Below are 18,456 nucleotides of genomic sequence, written 5' to 3'. Positions count from 1 at the left end.
GTGTTCAGTTGTCGGTGCGGTAGCGATCGAGCTTGTCCGGATCGATCTCGACCCCGAGGCCGGCACCAGGACGTACGGCGAGCTCGCCGTCGCGGATCTCGAGCGGCTCGGTGAGCAGGTCATCGGCCATGTCGAGGAAGTTGGAGAGCTCCCCGGCGCGGCGGGAGGTGAGCCGGTGAGCCGCGCCGAAGGCGAGCGTGCAGGCGGTGCCGAGCTGGCCGTCGATCTGATTGCCCATCACGACCTCCAGCCCGAGGCCCTCGGCGAGGTGGAGCACCTGCTGCGACCCGGTGAAGCCGGTGCGTGCGGTCTTGATGCTGATCGCGGTGGCCGAGCCGCCGAGCACCTCGCGGGTGACGTCGGCCGCCGTCGGGACCGACTCGTCGGCGATGAACGGCACGTCGAGCTGGCTGACCAGCCAGCGCCGGCCGAGGACGTCGTCGGCAGGGTTGAGCTCCTCGGCGAAAAGCAGGTCCAAGTCGGCCATCTGCCTCATCGCACGGGCGGCCTCGGCCGCGGTCCAGCCGCGGTTGCCGTCGACGTACAGCTCGATCTCGGCGCCGAACCGCTCGCGCAGCGCTCGGACGACGGCGGTGTCGAGCTCGATGGGGGAGCGGCCGACCTTCACCTTGAACGTCGAGATCCCGTACGCCTCCCGCATCCGCTCCGCCTCGGCGACCATCGCCTCGGGGGAATCGAAGCCGAGCATGTGGGAGACCCGCATCCGGTCGGTGAAGGCACCGAGGAGGTCGACGACCCGCAGGTCGAGGGTCTTGCCGAGGGCGTCCCACATCGCCATGTCGACGGCGGACTTCGCGGTCGGGTTACCGACGGTGCGGTCCATCAGGGCGCGGGCGGTCTCGCGCTCGAGCAGCGTGAGCCCGGCGAGCTGCGGGGCGAAGAGCTGGTCGATGACGGCGATGATCCCGGTCTGGGTCTCGCCGTAGGTGAACGGCCGCGGTGGTGCTTCGGCGACTCCCACGACACCGTCGTCGGTGTGGACGCGGACGAGCACGTGCTCTGCGGCGTGGACCTCGCCGGAGGCGAAGCGCAGCGGTTTGCGGTACGGGATGGCGAACGGGATCGCCTCGATCGCGGTGATCTTCATGGTTGGACTCCGAATCGGGGAGCTTCCAGACGGGGTGCGGTGAACAGGTCGGCTGCCTCGAGGACCTCGATGACGGCATCGACGACCGGGTTGTCGTCGTCGGTCCGGTACGCGAGGGAGAGCTCGATGCTGCCCGCGTCGAGCAGGTCGCGGAAGACCACTCCCTCCAGCGGGAGGGCCCGGACCGAGGCCGGGACGACCGCGACGCCGAGGCCGGCGGCGACCAGGGCCAGCAGGACCGCGGTGCTGGGTGCCTCGTGCTCGCGGCGGGGCACGAATCCGGCCTCACGGCAGCTGCGCAGGACGGCCTCGTTGACCGCCGAGTCGCGGGCGCTGTAGGCCACGAACGGCTCGGTGCGCAGGTCGGCCAGGGCGACGACGGGCTCGACGGCGAGCCGGTGGTCGAGGGGGACCGCGAGGGCGAGCGGCTCGACCTCGAGGGTGCGCAGGGTCAGCCCTTCGCCGACGGCCGGCGGTCGCAGCACCCCGAGGTCGAGCGCCCCGCTCTGCAGTCGCTCGCACTGGGCCGGCGTGAGCAGATCGGCCTGGATCTCCAGCGCCACCTCGGGCAGCTCGCGCTTGACCACTCGGGCGATGCCCGGCAGATGCGAGAAGGAGGCGGTGCCGGTCAGCCCGAGGCGGACCAGGCCGTGGCGGCCGGCCCCGATGCGGCGTACGCCTCGAACGCTGTCGTCGACGGCGGCGAGCACCCGGGCGGCCTCGGTGCGCAGGAACTCGCCCGCCGGAGTGAGCGAGACCTGCCGGGTCGTCCGGGTGAACAGCGTGACGTCGAGCTCGGACTCGAGCTGGCGGATCGCCTGGGAGAGCGCCGGCTGGGCGATGTGCAGCTGCGCCGCGGCCTGTCCGAAGTGACAGGTCTCGGCGACCGCGGCGAAGTACCGCAGGTGGCGTAGCTCCATGAAGCGCTCCTCGGGAAGTGGTGATGAGCGCCACGCTAGATCCGCGATCAATAAACAACAAGGACGAAAATGCGGTCCATTGATTGATCTGAATGATCAATAGATGCCTAGGTCGGAACTGGGCATTCGCCTGGTGTGACGGGCGCCACTCACTGCGAGGGTCGAAGCACCGTCACCCGTTGGAGGCATCACCATGACCGCACCGCTCACCGAGAGTCTTGGCCACATCGAGAACGTCCTGTCGGACGCCGTCGTCGAGGACCGCGAGGCCGGGATCTACCGCGCCAACCGCCGGATCTTCACCGACGAAGAGATCTTCGAGCTGGAGATGAAGCACATCTTCGAGGGCAACTGGATCTACCTGGCCCACGAGAGCCAGGTGCCCAACCCCGGCGACTACTTCACCACCTACATCGGGCGGCAGCCGGTGATGATCACTCGCGACAAGGACGGCGAGCTGCACTGCATGATCAACGCCTGCGCCCACCGTGGCGCGATGCTGTGCCGGCGCAAGACCGACAACCGGATGACCCTGACCTGCCCGTTCCACGGCTGGACGTTCCGCAACGACGGCACCCTGCTCAAGGTCAAGGACCCCGACGACGCGGGCTACCCGGAGAGCTTCAACACCGAGGGCTCCCACAACCTCACCCACGTGGCCCGCTTCGAGAGCTACCGCGGCTTCCTGTTCGGCTCCCTCAACGAGGACGTACTTCCGCTGGAGGAGCACCTCGGCGACACCGTCAAGGTGATCGACATGCTGGTCGACCAGTCGCCCGAGGGGCTCGAGGTGCTGCGCGGGGCCTCGACCTACACCTACGACGGCAACTGGAAGGTCCAGGCGGAGAACGGCGCCGACGGCTACCACGTCACCGCCACCCACTGGAACTACGCGGCCACCACCTCGCGACGCAACACCGGCGAGTCGAAGAACACCACCAAGACCGTCGACGCGGGCAGCTGGGGCAAGTCCGGCGGCGGCTACTGGTCCTACCCGAACGGCCACCTGTGCCTGTGGACCTGGGCGGCCAACCCCGCCGACCGGCCGCTGTGGGACCAGATGGACGTGCTCAAGGAGAAGTTCGGCGAGGCCAAGGGCGAGTTCATGGTCAAGGGCTCCCGCAACCTGCTGCTCTACCCGAACGTCTATCTGATGGACCAGTTCTCGACCCAGATCCGGCACTTCCGGCCGATCTCGGTCGACCAGACCGAGGTCACCATCTACTGCATCGCCCCCAAGGGCGAGAGCCCGGAGTCGCGGGCCTGGCGGATCCGGCAGTACGAGGACTTCTTCAACGCCTCCGGCATGGCCACGCCCGACGACCTGGAGGAGTTTCGCTCCTGCTTCCTGACCTACCAGGCCTCCGCCGCACCGTGGAACGACATGAGCCGCGGCGCCGAGCACTGGCACACCGGCCCCGACGAGGTCGCCGAGGCGCTGGAGATGCCGGGAGTCATCTCGGCCGGCGCGAAGAACGAGGACGAGGGGCTCTATCCCGTCGTGCACGGCTACTGGGCTGACGTCATGCGCGCGGCCGTCGAGAGCGTAAAGGGGAAGTGATCATGACTCTCACGCAGAATGCTCCCGCCGGGGCGAAACTCATCACGCACAACATGATCGAGCAGTTCCTCTACCGCGAGGCGCGCCTCCTCGACGACCGCGAGTTCGAGAAGTGGCTGGAGTGCTACGCCGACGACGTCGTCTACTGGATGCCCTGCTGGGACGACGCGGACCTCCTCACAGAGGACCCGCAGACCGAGATGTCGCTCATCTACTACCCCAACAAGGGCGGCCTGGAGGACCGGGTCTTCCGGATCCGTACGGAGCGGTCCTCGGCCACCTCGCTGCCCGAGCCGCGTACGTCGCACAACTTCACCAACGTCGAGGTGATCGAGCGCCGCGGCGACCTGGTGGACGTGCGCTTCAACTGGCACACCATGTACTTCCGCTACAAGACCATCGACCCGTACTACGGCACGTCGTTCTACACCATCGACTTCTCCGGCGAGCAGCCGCTGATCCGCCGCAAGACGGTGGTGCTGAAGAACGACTACATCCACCACGTCGTCGACATCTACCACGTCTGAGGTTTCTCCCATGACTGCAATCGAGACCGAGCCCACCACCGGGGTCACGACCCACCAGGTGGCGCTCTCCTTCGAGGACGGGGTGACCCGGTTCATCACCGTGCGTGAGGACCAGACCGTCGCCGACGCGTCCTACCGGCAGCGGATCAACATCCCGCTGGACTGCCGCGACGGCGCCTGCGGGACGTGCAAGGCGCTGTGCGAGTCGGGGGAGTACGACGGCGGCACCTACATCGAGGACGCCCTCTCCGACGCGGAGGCCGCCGACGGGTACGCCCTGCCCTGTTCGATGAAGCCGCGCTCGGACCTGGCGCTGCAGATCGCCACCACCTCCGAGGTCGCCAAGACGGGCGCCGCGAGCTACACCGGCACCGTCGTCGGCCTGGACCGGCTGAGCCCGACCACGGTCGAGCTCGCCATCGACATCCCCAACCGCGGCGAGCTCGCCTTCCTGCCCGGTCAGTACGTCAACATCGCCGTTCCGGACACCGAGGTGACCCGCTCGTACTCCTTCGCGAACGCCCCGCGCGAGGAGCGGCTCGTCTTCCTGGTCAAGCTGACCGAAGGTGGCGCGATGTCGACCTGGCTGACCGAGCGCGCCGCGGTCGGCGACGAGGTCACCTTCACCGGGCCGAACGGCTCCTTCTTCCTGCGCGAGGCGCGCCGGCCGGTGCTGATGCTTGCCGGCGGGACCGGCCTGGCGCCGGTGCTCTCGATGCTGCGCCAGCTCGAGGTCGACGGCTGCGATCGCGGCGGCCGGCTGGTCTACGGCGTCAGCACCGACGACGACCTGGTCAAGCTGGCCGAGGTCGGCGAGCTGGTCTCGCGGCTGCCCGGGTTCACCTGGGACCACTGCGTCTCCGACCCCGGCTCGACCGCGGCCAACAAGGGCTACGTGACGAGCCTGGTCGGTGACGAGCATCTGCACGACGGCGACGTCGCGATCTACCTCTGCGGTCCGCCGCCGATGGTCGAGGCGGTGCGTACGCACGTCTCCGGTGCCGGCATCGAGCCCACCGGTTTCTACTACGAGAAGTTCGCCCTCGCCGTGCCAGCCCCTGCCGAGGCGTCACCCGCGTCGGCCGAGACGTCACCCGCGTCGGGCGAAGCGTCACGCGTACGTGTCGAGCTGGAGACCCACCCGGAGGCGCGGGCCGTCGCGGGGCAGGTGATGCTCCCGGCACTCGACCTCGGATCCAGCGGATCGGCTGCCGTGGCTCGCGACGATGGCGATGTCGTACGCCGGATCGCCGGTCAGCTGGTCGCGCCGGCATCAGCACCCGTTGGTCGGGGCCACTTCGTTCAGACCCCGAGGGCGAGCGAGCGTGTCGAGACCAACACGGTCGAGGACCTGATCGAGTTCCCCGAGGCACGGAGCATCGGTAGCCAGGTGACGTTCGCTCGAGACGACTCTGTTGGTCTCGACACGCCTCCGCCTAGCGGCTCCGGCGGCTCGACCAGCGAAGGGGCCGGCTCGACCAGCGGAGGGGCCGGCTCGACCAGCGGAGGGGCCGGCTCGATCGGCGGGGACACCACCGCTGACGGCTACACGATCGGTGAGGAGCATCCGGACATCTCGGCCTCCGACGCGATCTTCGAGGCGCGGGCGGCGCTGGAGGTGGGGGCGCTCGACCTCACCATCGGCCGGCTCGACTCCCAGCAGCTCGCCGGCTACCGGCTGCTCGCCGAGTCCACCCTGCCGTACGTGGACGGCGACTGCTTCCTCGACGCCCACGGCTACACCGAGTCGAACGCGGCCTTCCACGACTATCTGTTCACCCTGACCGGCAACGGCCACCTGCTGGCCGCCTACCAGGCGCTCGGGGTCAAGGGGCGGATGGAGGAGGTGCTGCGCAACGCCACCTGGTGCCACCCGCGGTGCACCCAGGACCACCTCGACATCGTCGAGGCCTTCGAGCGCGGCGACCGCGTGGCCGCTCGCGACCTGATCAAGGCTCACAGCGAGCGGTCCAAGGAGACGATGCGGCGAGCGATGGCCGAGTCGGCCGCGGCGACCAGGCCGAGGCTCATCACCCCGGGCCGGTTCGCCGGCCAGGTCGTCGTGGTCACCGGAGCGGCCCAGGGCATCGGCGCCCAGGTCGCCCGCCGGGTGGGCGCCGAGGGCGGCGCCGTCGTCCTCGCCGACCGCTCGCCGCTGGCGGGCGAGGTCGCCGCCGAGCTCACCGACCAGGGTGCGAAGGCGAAGGCGGTCGAGTGCGACCTCGAGCACTATGAGGGAGCCAGCGCGCTGGTGGAGCAGGCGCTGGCGGCGTACGGCCGGATCGACGTGCTGATCAACAACGTCGGCGGCGCGATCAACTTCAAGCCGTTCACCGAGTTCACGCCTGCGCAGATCGACGCCGAGATCACCCGGTCGCTGATGACCACGCTGTACGCCTGCCGGGCGGCTCTGCCGGGCATGGTCGAGCAGCGGCACGGCGTCATCGTCAACGTCTCCTCGGCCGCCACCCGAGGCATCCACCGGATCCCGTACTCCGCCGCGAAGGGCGGGATCAACGCGATCACGGCGTCGCTCGCGCTGGAGTACGCCGACGCGGGCATCCGCGTGACCGCGACGGCCCCGGGAGGTACGGAGGCTCCGCCACGCCGGATCTCTCGGGGCACACCACAGCCGCGTACCGACACCGAGAAGGCATGGTTCCAGGCCCACATCGACCAGACCCTCGAGACCTCACTGATGCACCGCTACGGCACGCTCGACGAGCAGGCCGCCGCGATCTGCTTCCTCGCCTCCGAGGAAGCCTCCTACATCACCGGCACGGTCCTTCCCGTCGCCGGCGGTGACCTCGGCTGAGCCACCCAGGTCCTCTCTCGGGGCCGAATCCCTCCCTCCGCGAGCGTGCTCGCGTCACCGATGGAGATCACCCATGCCAGACAACACCGAAATCACCGACGAAATCACCCGCACCAAGCGCGGGCGCCAGCTCACCTGGGTCGTCGCGCTCTCCGCGCTGGCCCTGATGTTCGACGGCTACGACCTCGTGGTCTACGGCACGGTGCTGCCGACCCTCATGGCTGATCCCGGGCAGATCGGGCAGCTCTCCGCGGGCCAGGCAGGCACGCTGGGCAGCTATGCCCTGGTCGGGGTGCTCGTCGGTGCGCTGAGCGCCGGAGCGGTCAGCGACCGGATCGGCCGCCGGAAGGTGGTGCTCGCCAGCATCACCTGGTTCTCGCTCGGGATGGCCGCGACCGCGTTCGCCGAGTCGATCGCCGTTTTCGGGACCCTGCGCTTCCTCACCGGCCTCGGGCTGGGCGCGATCCTGGCGACGGTCGGTGCCCTGGTCGCCGAGTTCGCGCCGCCGGAGCGGAAGAACCGGCTCAACGCGATCGTCTACAGCGGCATCCCCGCCGGTGGCGTGGCCGCCTCCGTGATGGCGCTCATCATCGATCCGAGCGGCTCCAACTGGCGGATCCTGATGGCGATCGGCGCCGCCCCGCTGGTGCTCCTGCTGCCGTTCGCCATCGCCAAGCTGCCGGAGTCGCAGCTGTGGCTCGACTCCCGCGGCCAGGTCGCGACGGGCCCCGCGGCCCAGGAGGCGGTCGGCTTCAGCGCGCTGGCGCGCCGCCCGCTCGCCTTCCCGACCGCGGTGCTCGGGTTGATGAGCTTCTCCGGCCTGCTGCTGACCTACGGCCTGAACACCTGGCTGCCGAAGATCATGGAGGACAACGGGTACGGCAAGGCGTACGCGCTCACCTTCTTGCTGGTGCTCAACGGTGGCGCCATCGTCGGCGGGCTCCTCGCCTCGTACGTCGCGGACCGCACCGGGGCCAAGAAGGTCGTCTCGACCACCTTCGTGCTCGCCGGCTGCATGCTGTTGCTGCTGCCTCTCGGGCTGCCGCTCTCCGTGCTGTTCCCGGCCGTCGCGATCGCCGGCGTCGGAACCATCGGCACCCAGGTGCTCATCTACGGGCTCGTGGCCAACTTCTACCCCACCCGGGCCCGCGGCGCGGGCGTCGCCTGGTGTGCCGGGTTCGGTCGGCTGGGCGGCATCGTCGGACCGATCATCGGCGGGGCGCTGGTCGCCGCCGGTGTCGGCGGCACGACCGCCTTCCAGATCTTCGCGGGCGTCGCGGTGCTCGGTGCGGTGGTCACCACGGTCGTGCCGCGATCCCCGGAGGAGCCGGTCTTGGACGTCGCGCTCGAGGACGGCGTACCAGCGTGAAGGGGCCTAGGGTGTGACCGTGCTCATAGAGAGAGCCGGGTGTGTCGGTCGTGAGGACGAGCTCGACGAGCTCACCTCGCGGCTGGCCCTCACCCGTGCCTCAGGCTCTGCCGCCGTCCTGCTCCTCGGCGACCCGGGGCTGGGCAAGACCGCGCTGATCCGCGGCCTCGTGGACCGGACCATGACGACGGCGCTGATGGCCCGTGCCGGTGCCTGGGAACAGGAATCGCCGGGTGCCGTTCTCCGCCAGCTGCTCGGTGAGGCGATGTATCGAGCTTGTCGAGATGATGCGTCTGCGGATCCGGTCGCTGCGGCCGACGCGCTGGTCGCGCGAGCCCTCGACACTGGTTCGGCGGAGGATGCCGGCCTGATCCTGGTCGACGACGCCGACCTCGCCGACACGCTCTCGCTGCAGGCGATCGCCTCCGCGCTGCGCAGGCACCGCGACGCCCCTGTGCTGGTGGTGCTGGCGGCCACCCGCAGCACGCCGTTCCTCGGGGAGATCGCCGCCGAGACCGTACGCATCGAGGGGTTGGACGCGGCTGCCGTCGGCGAGCTCGCCTCGCTGCGCGGACGGATCCTGCACCCCGCGATGGCCGAGGTCCTCACCCGTCACACGGCGGGCAGCCCGCGCGATGCGGTCGCCCTGCTCGACGAGCTCCCGCCGAACCGCTGGGCACGGCCCGAGACCCAGCTACCGGCACCCGTCCACGTACGCGACAAGGTCGAGCTCGCTCTCGCCGGGTGCGGCGCCGACGGGCGCGCCCTCGCCGAGGCCTTCGCGATCCTGGGGGAGGACGCATCGCTGGGACAGGCCGCGACCCTCGCCGACCTCGAGGACCCGCTCTCGGCCGTCGACGCGCTGGCCGCTGCCGGGCTCGTCGAGGCCACCCACGACCACCGCCCCCGATGGCGTACGCCGCTGGTCGGTGTCGCCGTGCTGACGGCGATGGGCGCTCGCCGGGCCGCCGACGCGCACCAGCGCGCGGCCGCGATCGTCGACGACGAGGTCCGGCGGGCCAGGCATCTCGTCGCCGCGACCCCGATGCCCGACGCGAACCTGGCCGACGAGGTCGCCCGGCTGGCGCAGCGGCGTGGCGACGAGGGCGCCTGGGCGCAGGCCGCGGCACTCTACCGCGACTCCAGCCGGCTCACCGAAGACCCGGTGCGCCGCGACGACCGCCTGATCCGTTCCGTCGACGCCCTGGTCGCGGCGGGCGACGGCATGGGCGCCGCGGCGCTGGTGCCCGTGGTCGAGGGCCTGCGCGAGACGCCGCTGCGCGATGCGGTGCTCGCCTATCTGGCGATCCTGCGCGGTCGCGCCACCGAGGCCGAGGTGCGGCTCAAGCGCGCCTGGGACATCGTCAACCCCGACCGGGAGCCGGAGACCGCCGCACTGATCGCCACCCGGCACGTGCTGCACTCGCTGGCGCTGTGCCGTGGTGACGAGCTGGTCACCTGGGCCGACCGGGCGATCGCGCTGGCCGGCCGAGATTCTGCGGCGGGCGTCGAGGCGGCGGCGATCCGCGGGCTCGGGCTGGCGATGTCGGGCCGGTTCGAGGAGGCGCACGAGGCGTACGCCGCGGCCGCCCGCCGCGTCGGGCACAGCGCCCAGACCCAGCGGGTCACGATGGGCCGAGGCTGGCTCGATGTCCTCACCGACGAGCCCGACGAGGCCCGCAGCCGCCTGGAGGGGGTCACCGACCCACGGGTCCTCGGCGGGTCGACCCGGATCTCGATGTGGGCCCTCGCCTGGCTGGCACGGGTGCAGTTTCTGACCGGTGAAGGTGAATCGGCCCTGCAGACGGTCGCCGCCGGCCGGGCGCTCGCCGCCGAGTCGGGCATCGCCCTGGTCACCCCGCTGCTGGAGTGGACCGCCACCGAGACCCACCTGCTGCGCGGCAGCTGGGAGGACGCCGCCCGCACCGCCCGTGCCGCCGAGGTCGGCGCGCAGGGCTACGAGATCATGCGCGTCCCCGCGCTGCTCGCCCGCGCCCACATCGCCGAGGCCCGCAGCGACTTCCGTGCCGTCCTCCGCATCCTCGAGCCGCTCACCCAGGCCCCGGCCGGCAGCGCGTTGGCCGAGCCGGCCATCTGGCCCTGGGCCGAGACGTACGCCGCAGCGCTGATCGCAGAGGGCAGGCTCGACGAGGCCGACGAGTTCCTCCGTCCGCACGAGACGCGTGCCGGTGAGGAGCGGCATCGCTCCGCCCAGGCCCGTCTGGCCACCGCCCGAGGCCGCTGGCACGGCGCGCGGGGCGACCTCGCCGGGGTCCGCGACACCTTCGACCGGGCGCTCGGCCTGCTCGACGGGCTGCCGCTGCGCTACGAGCGGGCCCGGGTGACCTTCGCCTACGGGCAGGCCCTGCGTCGTGCCGGTCGCCGTCGCGACGCCGAGGCGCTGCTCTCCTCTGCCCGCGACCTGTGGGACGGACTGGGGGCGGTGACCTACGTCGACGCCGCCCAGCGGGAGCTGCGCGCCGGGGGAGTGCGGGCCGGGGGAGTGCGGGCCGGGGGAGTGCGGGCCCCGCGCGGCCGGCGTGGGCCGGCGGACCTGACCCCGCAGGAGGAGACCGTCGCGGAGATGGTCGCCTCCGGCCTCTCCAACCGCGAGGTCGCCGCGCAGCTGTTCGTCTCGCCCAAGACAGTGCAGTACCACCTGACCCGCATCTACGCGAAGCTCGGCGTACGCAGCCGGACCGAGCTCGCCGCGATGGCGGCCGAGCCGACGGAGGAGCCATGAGCACCGATCTCCACGTCCGAGCGCCCCGGACCGAGCTGAGGCGTGACCTGGGCCGCCACGAGCTGGTCAACGGCTTCATCGGGTTCCTGTTCTCCTGCACCGGTCCGGTGGCGGTGATCCTCGCCGTCGGCCAGGGCGCCGGACTCTCCGCCGGTGTGGTCGCCTCCTGGGTGAGCGCGGTCTTCTGCCTCAACGGGGTGCTGACGATCATCGCCTCGCGGTGGAGCCGGCAGCCGCTCGTCTACTTCTGGACGATCCCCGGCACCGTGGTCGTCGGCCAGGCGATGACCGCCGGCACCACCTGGCCGGAGGCGGTCGGCGGGTTCTGCATGGCCGCGGTGCTGCTGATCGCGCTGGCCCTGACCCGGCAGGTCGACCGCATCATGCACCTGCTCCCGATGCCGATCGTGATGGCGATGGTCGCGGGCGTCTTCCTCCGCTTCGGCACCGACCTCGTCCTCGCCGTCGACCGCGACCTGGCGGTCGCCGGGCCCATGGTGGCCGCCTTCGTCGCCGTCAGTGCGGCGCCGTGGCTGGCGCGCTGGCTCCCGCCGGTGCTGGTGGCGCTGGCGGTCGGGGCGGTCGCGGTGAGCCTCGCGGACCGGCCGGCCGTGGAGGTCTCCGGGCGCTGGATCCTCGACCCGGTCTGGACCACCCCTGTCTTCACCGGCTCCGCCTTCGTCGAGCTCACCATCCCGCTGCTGATCACCGTCCTGGTCGTCCAGAACGGCCAGGGCATGGCCGTGCTACGTGCCGCTGATCATGACCCCCGGATGAACCAGGTGACCGGCTGGTGCGGGGTGACGTCGCTGCTTGCGGCCCCGCTCGGCGGAGTGTCCACGTGCCTGGCCGGTCCGACCAACGCGCTGGTCACTGCCTCGGGAGAACGGCGGCGGCACTATGCCGCGGCGGTCTGGTGCGGCGTACTGGCCATCGGGTTCGGCCTGCTCGCCCCCGGCATGGTCCGGGTCATCACCACCATGCCCGAGGCGTACGTCGCCGCGCTGGGCGGCCTGGCCATGCTCAAGCCGCTCCAAGGCGCCTTCCAGTCCGCCTTCAGCGGACCCCACGCCACCGGCGCGCTGGTCACCTTCCTGGTGACCGTCGCCGACATCACCGTCTTCAACATCGGCTCCGCCTTCTGGGGACTGGTGGTCGGCGTCGCGGTCAGCGTGCTGCTCGACCGCGGCAGCCGAGACAGCCGCAGCAGCCGCAGCAGCCGAAACAGCCACAACAGCGAGGAGAAGTCATGACCACGACGGACACCACCTATCCCGACGCGACCATGCGCTACGGCGCCACCGCCCGGCAGGTAGCCGACGTCTTCGAGCCGGCCGAGGCGACCGACTCGCTCGTCCTGCTGCTCCACGGCGGGCTGTGGCGTGACTCCGACCGGATGCGCACCTGGCCGGCCGGGCGGGCCCTGGCCGAGGCCGGCCACCTGACCGTGACGGTGGAGTACCGTCACGGACCCGGCCAGTGGCGAGCGGCGTTCGAGGACGTCGAGACCGCGATCGAGTCGATCCAGCTCAGCGGTCGGGAGTGGACGATCCATAACGACGCGCCCCGCCGGATCACCCTGGTCGGCCACTCCTCCGGCGGCCAGCTCGCGCTCTGGGCGGCAGCCCGGGCGAGCACCCTCGTCACGGGTGTCGTGGCCCTCGCCCCCGCCGCCGCACTGGCCGCGATGAGCGAGGACGGTCTCGGCGACGGCGCGGTGGAGGAATTCCTCGGCGGGACCCCGGCCGACACCCCCGACGCGTACGCCGCCGCCGACCCGCTGGGCCTCGCCCCGCGGGTCCCGGTCCGGATCCTGCACGGCACCGCCGACACCGTCATCCCGCTCGCGATCTCCGAGCGCTACGCGGCAGCACATCCCGGCGTACGCCTCGAGATGGTCGACGGCGCCGATCACTCCGTCTGGGGCGACCCGACCTCATCGGCCTGGTCGCACCTGCTCTCCGCGGTCGGCCATCCGGCCTCGCAGCCAGAGTGAGACGTAGACGAGGGCCACGAGGACCGGGACCTCGATCAAGGGGCCGACCACGCCGGCGAGCGCCTCACCGGAGGTGACCCCGAAGACGCCGATCGCCACCGCGATGGCCAGCTCGAAGTTGTTGCCCGCGGCCGTGAACGCGAGGGTGGCCGTCTTCTCGTATCCCAGCCCGATCCCGGCACCCAGGGCGAAGCTGCCGCCGAACATGAGGAAGAAGTAGGCCAGCAGCGGGAGCGCGATCCTGACGACGTCCAGCGGCTGTGAGGTGATGGTGTGCCCCTGCAGCGCGAACAGCATCACGATGGTGAACAGCAGGCCGTAGAGCGCCACGGGGCCGATCTGCGGCAGGAACTTCGACTCGTACGCCTCCTGGCCCATCTTCCGCTCACCGATCGTTCGGGTGAGGAAGCCGGCCAGCAGCGGGATCCCGAGGAAGACGAGGACCGAGACGACGATCGTCCAGAACGAGAAGTCGGCGTCGACCTGCTCCAGACCCAGCCAACCGGGCAGCACCTGCAGGTAGAACCAGCCGAGCACGCCGAAGGCCAGGATCTGGAAGACGGAGTTGATCGCGACCAGCACGGCGCCGGCCTCGCGGTCGCCGCAGGAGAGGTCGTTCCAGATCAGCACCATCGCGATGCACCTGGCCAGACCCACGATGATCAGCCCGGTCCGGTATTCCGGCAGATCGGGCAGCAGCAGCCAGGCCAGCGCGAACATCAGGGCCGGCCCGACGAGCCAGTTGAGGACGAGCGAGGAGATCAGCAGCTTGCGGTCGCCGGTGACTCGGTCGAGCTGGCGGTAGCGCACCTTGGCCAGCACCGGATACATCATCAGCAGCAGGCCGATCGCGATCGGCAGGCTGACCGAGCCGATCTTGATCGCGTCGAGCGCCTGGTCCATGCCCGGGATCGCTCGGCCCAGTCCGATCCCCAGCGCCATCGCCGCCAGGATCCAGACCGGCAGGAACCGGTCGAGGACCGACATCTGCTGGAGGACGGGCGCTTGGTCCTTGTCGGACACAGCGGCGTCTGCAGTGTTGGTCACCAGGGGCTCCTCGGTTTCGTCGGCCATCTCAGGAACATCTTGACTGCGGAAGATTGCTCAGTCAATATTGAGTCAATGGAGGTTGAGAGAAAGTCGGAGCTGGAGCGCCGTGCCAAGATCCATGCGGCGCTCGGTGATCCGGTGCGGCTTCGGATCGTCGACAGCCTCCAGATGAGTGATGCCTCCCCCACGGAGCTCGCCGGGATGCTGAATGTCCCGTCGAACTTGTTTGCTCACCACGTCCAGGCGCTGGTGAGCGCAGGCGTCGTGTCCCGTCACCAGTCCGAGGGCGACGGGAGACGCACGTACCTGCACCTCGAGCAGGACATGCTCGACACCCTGGGCACCGCGTCCCCCGTGGCGGTGCCCAGGCGTGTCCTGTTCGTGTGCACCGGCAACTCGGCGCGATCCCACCTGGCCGCGGCGCTGTGGCGCCAGGTCAGCACGATCCCCGCCGACTCCGCAGGCACTCATCCCGCCGAGCACATCAATCCCGGGGCGGTCGCGGTCGCCTCCCGCCGCGACCTGGAGCTTCCGATCGTCGAGCCCCGCCACCTCGATGACGTCCTCGACCCGGACGACCTGGTGGTCACCGTGTGCGACCGCGCTCACGAGACGCCGAAGGCCCGCGGCGAGCTGCACTGGTCGATCCCCGACCCGGTGGGCAACGGCCCCGAGGCGTTCGACGCCGCCTATCTCGAGCTCGAGCACCGGATCAGGTCGCTCGCCTCCCGTTTCGATTCCTGACCCCACACACCCCACCAGGAGAACCACTCGATGAGCACCGACGGATCCGCGACCGACAGCAAGCCGGCCGTTCTGTTTCTCTGTGTCGAGAATGCCGGCCGCTCGCAGATGGCGCTCGGCTTCTTCACCCACTACGCCGGGGAGAAGGCGATCGGCTGGTCCGGGGGCTCCGCACCGGCCGCCGCCATCAACCCGGTCGCGGTCGAGGCCATGGCCGAGCTCGGGATCGACATCTCCGGGGAGTTTCCCAAGCCCTGGACCGACGAGGTCGTCCGGAGCGCCGACGCGGTCATCACCATGGGCTGCGGTGACGCCTGCCCGTTCTATCCCGGCAAGCGCTACGAGGACTGGAAGGTCACCGACCCGAAGGGCGGGGGCATCGAGCACGTACGCGGCATCCGAGACGAGATCGAGCAGCGAGTGCTCGGCCTGCTCGACGAGCTCGGCGTGCCCCCGGAGCGCCCGATCACGAGAGCGTGATCGGCGCCCTGCTGATCGTGATCAGCTCCTCGCTCGGCGCAGGGGCCCCGCAGCAGCTGCCGCCGCTGGCGCTGTCCGGGTCGTCGAAGACACCGGCGCCGCCGCAGACACCGGTGTCCGGGAGCTCCAGCTCCACCCGGGCCGCCGCGTCGTGGTCGCCGGCGAGCTCGGCCACCACGCTGCGTACCTGCTCGTAGCCGGTCATCGCCAGGAACGTCGGTGCACGGCCGTAGGACTTCATACCGACCAGGTAGAGGTCGGGCTCGGGCTGGGCGAGGTCCTTGGCGCCGGTTGCGCTGACCGAGCCGCAGGAGTGCAGGTTGGGGTCGATCTGGACCGCGATGTTGCGCGGCGCCTCCAGGGTCGGGTCGAGGTCGAGGCGCATCTCGCTGAGGAAGCTCGTGTCCGGCCGATATCCGGTCAGCACGACCACCTGGTCGGCCTCGATCTCGCGGCCGTCCTCGGCGATGAGGGTGGCTCCGTCGACCCGCTCCGTGCGGAACCCGGTCACCATCTCGACGGTGCCGTCCTGGACGGCCTTCCGGGCCCGTACGCCGAGGGCACCCCGCTCCGGGAGCTCGTCGGCCTCGCCGCCGCCGAAGGTGTTCGTGGACACCGCACGGCGGATCGCCCAGGTGATCCTCGTTCCCGGGTGGTCCTTGGCGATGACGGTGAGCTCGTTGACGGCGTTGAAGGCGGAGTCGCCAGCGCCGATCACGACCGTGTGCCGGCCTGCGTACGCCTCGGGGTCGGCGTGGTTCGGCACGGCGTAGCCGAGCACGCCCGCGGCGTGCGCCGCGCGCTCCCCGAGCGCCGAGAGCCCGTCGGCACCGGCCGGGTTGGGCCGGCGCCAAGTGCCGGAGGCATCGATGACGGCCCGCGCCTCGAGGCGCTCCTCGGAGCCGTCGGCGCCGGTCACGTGGAGGACGAAGGGCTGCTCGGCGCGGTCGGCGTCGACCAGACGGTCGCGGCCCTTGCGGGAGACGCCGGTGACCGTGGCCTGGTAGCGGATGTGGTCGCCGAGTGCGTCGGCGAGCGGGACGAGGTAGCGCTCACGCCACTGCGCGCCGGTGGGGTAGCCCTGGGCCGGGGCTTCCCAGGCGGTCGGCTCGAGCAGCCGGGCGGCGGCCTTGTCGACGAGCTCGGGCCAGGCCGAGAAGAGGCGTACGTGGCCCCACTCGGCGACCGCCGCAACCGGCTCCGCTCCTTGCTCGAGCACGAGCGGGGTGAGACCACGCTCGAGGAGATGGGCTGCGGCCGCGAGGCCCTGGGGTCCGGCGCCGATGACGGCAACAGGCAGGTCGGTCATGATGCTCCTCAGATTCACGAACGTCGATATGTGGGCGACACTAGATCACGTATCGACGTTCGTCAATGTTTCCGGGTAGACTGTTCCCCATGACCGCTCTCCCCGTGCTTCCGTCCGCCGCCGTCGCGTGCTGCTCGCCGGTGACCGCAGGCGTCCTCGAGGACGACCAGGCCGAGGCGCTGGCGCGGATGTTCAAGGCGCTCGGCGACCCCAACCGGGTCAAGCTGCTCTCGATCATCGCGGCCGCCGACGACAAGGAGGCGTGCGTCTGCGACCTCACCGAGCCGGTGGGGCTGTCCCAGCCGACGGTCTCCCATCACATGAAGCTGCTGGTCGAGGCCGGGATGGTCACCCGCGAGCAACGCGGCCGCTGGGCCTACTTCTCGATCGTCCCCGGCGTTCTCGACTCCCTTGCGGGGGCGCTGGCGTCCCGATGAGGGTTGAGCGCCCGGGTCAGACCGCGGTGTAGCCGCCGTCGATCAGCCAGTACGCACCGGTGACGAACGAGGCGTCCTCGGAGAGCAGGAAGCGGACGACCGTGGCGATCTCCTCGGGGCGGCCGAGCCGGCCCAGCGGGTGCTTGGCGGCCAGGGCCTCCTGAGCGCTGTCGTCGGCCGTGGCCTGGATCAGCGGGGTGTCGATGTAGCCGGGGCCGACCGCGTTGATCCGCAGTCCGGCTGCTCCGTACTCGGCGGCGGCGTTCTTGGTGAGGCCGACGACAGCGTGCTTTGTCGCGGTGTAGGCGGCGTTGCCGGGAGCGGCCACCTCGCCGTGGATCGAGGCCATGTTCACGATGGCGGACTCGCCGGCGCCCGCCTTGAGCAGCTCGGGGATCTGGTAGCGGAGGCCGTAGGCAACGCCGGAGAGGTTGATGCCGATGACGCGGTCCCAGTCGCTGGTGTCCAGCTCGCCCAGCGGTGCCGCAGCGCCGCCGATACCGGCGTTGTTGACGGCGTAGTTGAGCTTTCCGTACGTCTCGACGGCGAAGGCGACCGAGCGCTCTGCGTCCTCGGCCATGGAGGTGTCGGCCCGCAGTGGCATCGCCTCGCCACCGCCGGTCTTGATCTCCTCGGCGACCCGGGTCGCGGCGTCGAGGTCGATGTCGGTGATCACGACCTTCGCGCCCAGTTCGGCGAGCTCCTTCGCGATCGCCTCCCCGAGTCCGCTACCGCCTCCGGTCACCAGGGCTACCTTGTTCTCGAACGTCATGTCTTCCTCCTCGCATTGTCCGGGGCGGGGCCCGGGCGCTATTTGATCCAACATTCAAGTACCGCTGAGGGGGCGCGCCCTCTTCCATTTGCATAGGTGATCTATGCCTCTTGGTGGCTCATCGAGTTGCTGCGGCGATCACCTCCAGCAGCCGGCGGTGAAGCTCCATGAGCTCGTCGACGCTCATGTCGAGCCGCTCGACGATCGCGCGCGGGATCTTCTCGGCGTCGTCGCGGAGCGCGCGCCCATGCTCGGTCAGGACGACGGCGAGCGAGCGCTCGTCGGACTTGTTGCGCTCGCGGCGTACGTAGCCCTGAACTTCGAGGCGCTTGAGCAGCGGGGAGAGGGTGCCGGGGTCGAGCTGGACCTTCCGGCCCAGCTCGGAGACGCGGAGCGGCTCCTCCTCCCAGAGGGCCAGCATGACCAGATACTGCGGATGGGTCAGGCCCAACGGCTCGAGGAGGGGCCGGTAGAGAGCGATGACGCTACGGGCGGCGACGGCCAGGCCGAAGCAGACCTGTTGATCGAGCGCCAGCGGATTCTCGATCTCCGCGAGCGGATCTTTCTTCGTCGGCATGTGAGTTAGCGTACCAATAGTTTGTGCACAAACGGTTGTCCTGCAAGT

Annotated in this window: 16 protein-coding genes; 10 read left to right on the top strand and 6 right to left on the bottom strand. The window is 70.5% G+C overall.

Annotation, left to right across the window (positions count from 1 at the left end):
- Window positions 1-4: 4 nt before the first annotated feature.
- Both BJ988_RS18805 and BJ988_RS18800 read right to left on the bottom strand, forming a co-directional pair.
- Complete coding sequence (locus BJ988_RS18805) at window positions 5-1,108, bottom strand: mandelate racemase/muconate lactonizing enzyme family protein (RefSeq protein WP_179659470.1); 1,104 nt, start codon at window positions 1,106-1,108, stop codon at window positions 5-7.
- The gene (locus BJ988_RS18800; protein WP_179659469.1) at window positions 1,105-2,028 is read right to left on the bottom strand and encodes a LysR substrate-binding domain-containing protein; all 924 of its coding nucleotides are present in this window, start codon (window positions 2,026-2,028) and stop codon (window positions 1,105-1,107) included. Before BJ988_RS18800 ends, BJ988_RS18805 begins: the two co-directional genes overlap by 4 nt.
- A 193-nt stretch (window positions 2,029-2,221) precedes the next feature.
- Here BJ988_RS18800 and benA point away from each other — a divergent pair, with 193 nt between their 5' ends.
- From benA to BJ988_RS18765, 7 genes are all read left to right on the top strand, one after another.
- Window positions 2,222-3,589 (top strand): benzoate 1,2-dioxygenase large subunit, encoded by a 1,368-nt coding sequence (gene benA / locus BJ988_RS18795; protein WP_179659468.1) that lies wholly within the window; start codon window positions 2,222-2,224, stop codon window positions 3,587-3,589.
- Between the two features lie 2 nt (window positions 3,590-3,591).
- On the top strand, window positions 3,592-4,116 hold the full coding sequence (gene benB / locus BJ988_RS18790; protein ID WP_179659467.1) for a benzoate 1,2-dioxygenase small subunit: 525 nt from the start codon (window positions 3,592-3,594) through the stop codon (window positions 4,114-4,116).
- Between the two features lie 10 nt (window positions 4,117-4,126).
- A complete protein-coding gene (benC, locus tag BJ988_RS18785) occupies window positions 4,127-6,931 on the top strand; it encodes a benzoate 1,2-dioxygenase electron transfer component BenC (RefSeq protein WP_179659466.1) in 2,805 nt (934 codons plus the stop codon).
- Between the two features lie 73 nt (window positions 6,932-7,004).
- Window positions 7,005-8,300: an MFS transporter gene (locus BJ988_RS18780; RefSeq protein ID WP_179659465.1), complete on the top strand. Its 1,296-nt coding sequence runs from the start codon at window positions 7,005-7,007 to the stop codon at window positions 8,298-8,300.
- Between the two features lie 19 nt (window positions 8,301-8,319).
- Window positions 8,320-11,043 (top strand): LuxR C-terminal-related transcriptional regulator, encoded by a 2,724-nt coding sequence (locus BJ988_RS31415; protein WP_218860970.1) that lies wholly within the window; start codon window positions 8,320-8,322, stop codon window positions 11,041-11,043.
- The gene (locus BJ988_RS18770) at window positions 11,040-12,296 is read left to right on the top strand and encodes a benzoate/H(+) symporter BenE family transporter (RefSeq protein ID WP_179659464.1); all 1,257 of its coding nucleotides are present in this window, start codon (window positions 11,040-11,042) and stop codon (window positions 12,294-12,296) included. Before BJ988_RS31415 ends, BJ988_RS18770 begins: the two co-directional genes overlap by 4 nt.
- Window positions 12,293-13,039, top strand: a complete 747-nt coding sequence (locus BJ988_RS18765; protein WP_179659463.1) for an alpha/beta hydrolase family protein — start codon at window positions 12,293-12,295, stop codon at window positions 13,037-13,039. Before BJ988_RS18770 ends, BJ988_RS18765 begins: the two co-directional genes overlap by 4 nt.
- Here BJ988_RS18765 and arsB read toward each other — a convergent pair.
- Complete coding sequence (arsB, locus tag BJ988_RS18760; protein ID WP_246322012.1) at window positions 12,980-14,026, bottom strand: ACR3 family arsenite efflux transporter; 1,047 nt, start codon at window positions 14,024-14,026, stop codon at window positions 12,980-12,982. The genes BJ988_RS18765 and arsB overlap by 60 nt on opposite strands.
- Window positions 14,027-14,161: 135 nt before the next feature.
- Between arsB and BJ988_RS18755 the strand changes: the two genes are divergently transcribed.
- A complete protein-coding gene (locus BJ988_RS18755) occupies window positions 14,162-14,833 on the top strand; it encodes an arsenate reductase/protein-tyrosine-phosphatase family protein (protein WP_179659461.1) in 672 nt (223 codons plus the stop codon).
- A gap of 30 nt (window positions 14,834-14,863) precedes the next feature.
- The gene (locus tag BJ988_RS18750) at window positions 14,864-15,313 is read left to right on the top strand and encodes an arsenate reductase ArsC (RefSeq protein ID WP_179659460.1); all 450 of its coding nucleotides are present in this window, start codon (window positions 14,864-14,866) and stop codon (window positions 15,311-15,313) included.
- Here the strand turns inward: BJ988_RS18750 and BJ988_RS18745 are convergent.
- Window positions 15,300-16,622, bottom strand: coding sequence for an NAD(P)-binding domain-containing protein (locus BJ988_RS18745; protein WP_179659459.1), 1,323 nt, complete (start codon window positions 16,620-16,622; stop codon window positions 15,300-15,302). The genes BJ988_RS18750 and BJ988_RS18745 overlap by 14 nt on opposite strands.
- An 89-nt stretch (window positions 16,623-16,711) precedes the next feature.
- On the opposite strand from BJ988_RS18745, the gene BJ988_RS18740 reads away from it, so the two are divergent.
- A complete protein-coding gene (locus BJ988_RS18740) occupies window positions 16,712-17,059 on the top strand; it encodes an ArsR/SmtB family transcription factor (RefSeq protein WP_179659458.1) in 348 nt (115 codons plus the stop codon).
- A 16-nt stretch (window positions 17,060-17,075) separates the two neighbouring features.
- On the opposite strand, the gene BJ988_RS18735 is transcribed toward BJ988_RS18740, so the two are convergent.
- Together BJ988_RS18735 and BJ988_RS18730 are read right to left on the bottom strand one after the other, a co-directional pair.
- Window positions 17,076-17,831: an SDR family NAD(P)-dependent oxidoreductase gene (locus BJ988_RS18735; protein ID WP_179659457.1), complete on the bottom strand. Its 756-nt coding sequence runs from the start codon at window positions 17,829-17,831 to the stop codon at window positions 17,076-17,078.
- Window positions 17,832-17,949: 118 nt separating this feature from the next.
- The gene (locus BJ988_RS18730) at window positions 17,950-18,408 is read right to left on the bottom strand and encodes a MarR family winged helix-turn-helix transcriptional regulator (protein WP_179659456.1); all 459 of its coding nucleotides are present in this window, start codon (window positions 18,406-18,408) and stop codon (window positions 17,950-17,952) included.
- Between the last annotated feature and the right edge of the window lie 48 nt (window positions 18,409-18,456).

Source organism: Nocardioides panzhihuensis, from assembly GCF_013408335.1.
In the GTDB taxonomy this organism is placed as follows: Bacteria; Actinomycetota; Actinomycetes; order Propionibacteriales; family Nocardioidaceae; genus Nocardioides; species Nocardioides panzhihuensis.
Note: the sequence above shows the minus strand (reverse complement) of the source record. Positions and strands in the feature narration are given on the sequence as shown.

Excerpts from the sequence above, each read along its gene's own strand:
- BJ988_RS18805 (WP_179659470.1), bottom strand. The coding sequence starts at position 1,108 with ATGAAGATCACCGCGATCGAGGCGATCCCGTTCGCCATCCCGTACCGC.
- BJ988_RS18800 (WP_179659469.1), bottom strand. The coding sequence starts at position 2,028 with ATGGAGCTACGCCACCTGCGGTACTTCGCCGCGGTCGCCGAGACCTGT.
- benA (WP_179659468.1), top strand. The coding sequence starts at position 2,222 with ATGACCGCACCGCTCACCGAGAGTCTTGGCCACATCGAGAACGTCCTG.
- benB (WP_179659467.1), top strand. The coding sequence starts at position 3,592 with ATGACTCTCACGCAGAATGCTCCCGCCGGGGCGAAACTCATCACGCAC.
- benC (WP_179659466.1), top strand. The coding sequence starts at position 4,127 with ATGACTGCAATCGAGACCGAGCCCACCACCGGGGTCACGACCCACCAG.
- BJ988_RS18780 (WP_179659465.1), top strand. The coding sequence starts at position 7,005 with ATGCCAGACAACACCGAAATCACCGACGAAATCACCCGCACCAAGCGC.
- BJ988_RS18770 (WP_179659464.1), top strand. The coding sequence starts at position 11,040 with ATGAGCACCGATCTCCACGTCCGAGCGCCCCGGACCGAGCTGAGGCGT.
- BJ988_RS18765 (WP_179659463.1), top strand. The coding sequence starts at position 12,293 with ATGACCACGACGGACACCACCTATCCCGACGCGACCATGCGCTACGGC.
- arsB (WP_246322012.1), bottom strand. The coding sequence starts at position 14,026 with ATGTCGGTCCTCGACCGGTTCCTGCCGGTCTGGATCCTGGCGGCGATG.
- BJ988_RS18755 (WP_179659461.1), top strand. The coding sequence starts at position 14,162 with ATGGAGGTTGAGAGAAAGTCGGAGCTGGAGCGCCGTGCCAAGATCCAT.
- BJ988_RS18750 (WP_179659460.1), top strand. The coding sequence starts at position 14,864 with ATGAGCACCGACGGATCCGCGACCGACAGCAAGCCGGCCGTTCTGTTT.
- BJ988_RS18745 (WP_179659459.1), bottom strand. The coding sequence starts at position 16,622 with ATGACCGACCTGCCTGTTGCCGTCATCGGCGCCGGACCCCAGGGCCTC.
- BJ988_RS18740 (WP_179659458.1), top strand. The coding sequence starts at position 16,712 with ATGACCGCTCTCCCCGTGCTTCCGTCCGCCGCCGTCGCGTGCTGCTCG.
- BJ988_RS18735 (WP_179659457.1), bottom strand. The coding sequence starts at position 17,831 with ATGACGTTCGAGAACAAGGTAGCCCTGGTGACCGGAGGCGGTAGCGGA.
- BJ988_RS18730 (WP_179659456.1), bottom strand. The coding sequence starts at position 18,408 with ATGCCGACGAAGAAAGATCCGCTCGCGGAGATCGAGAATCCGCTGGCG.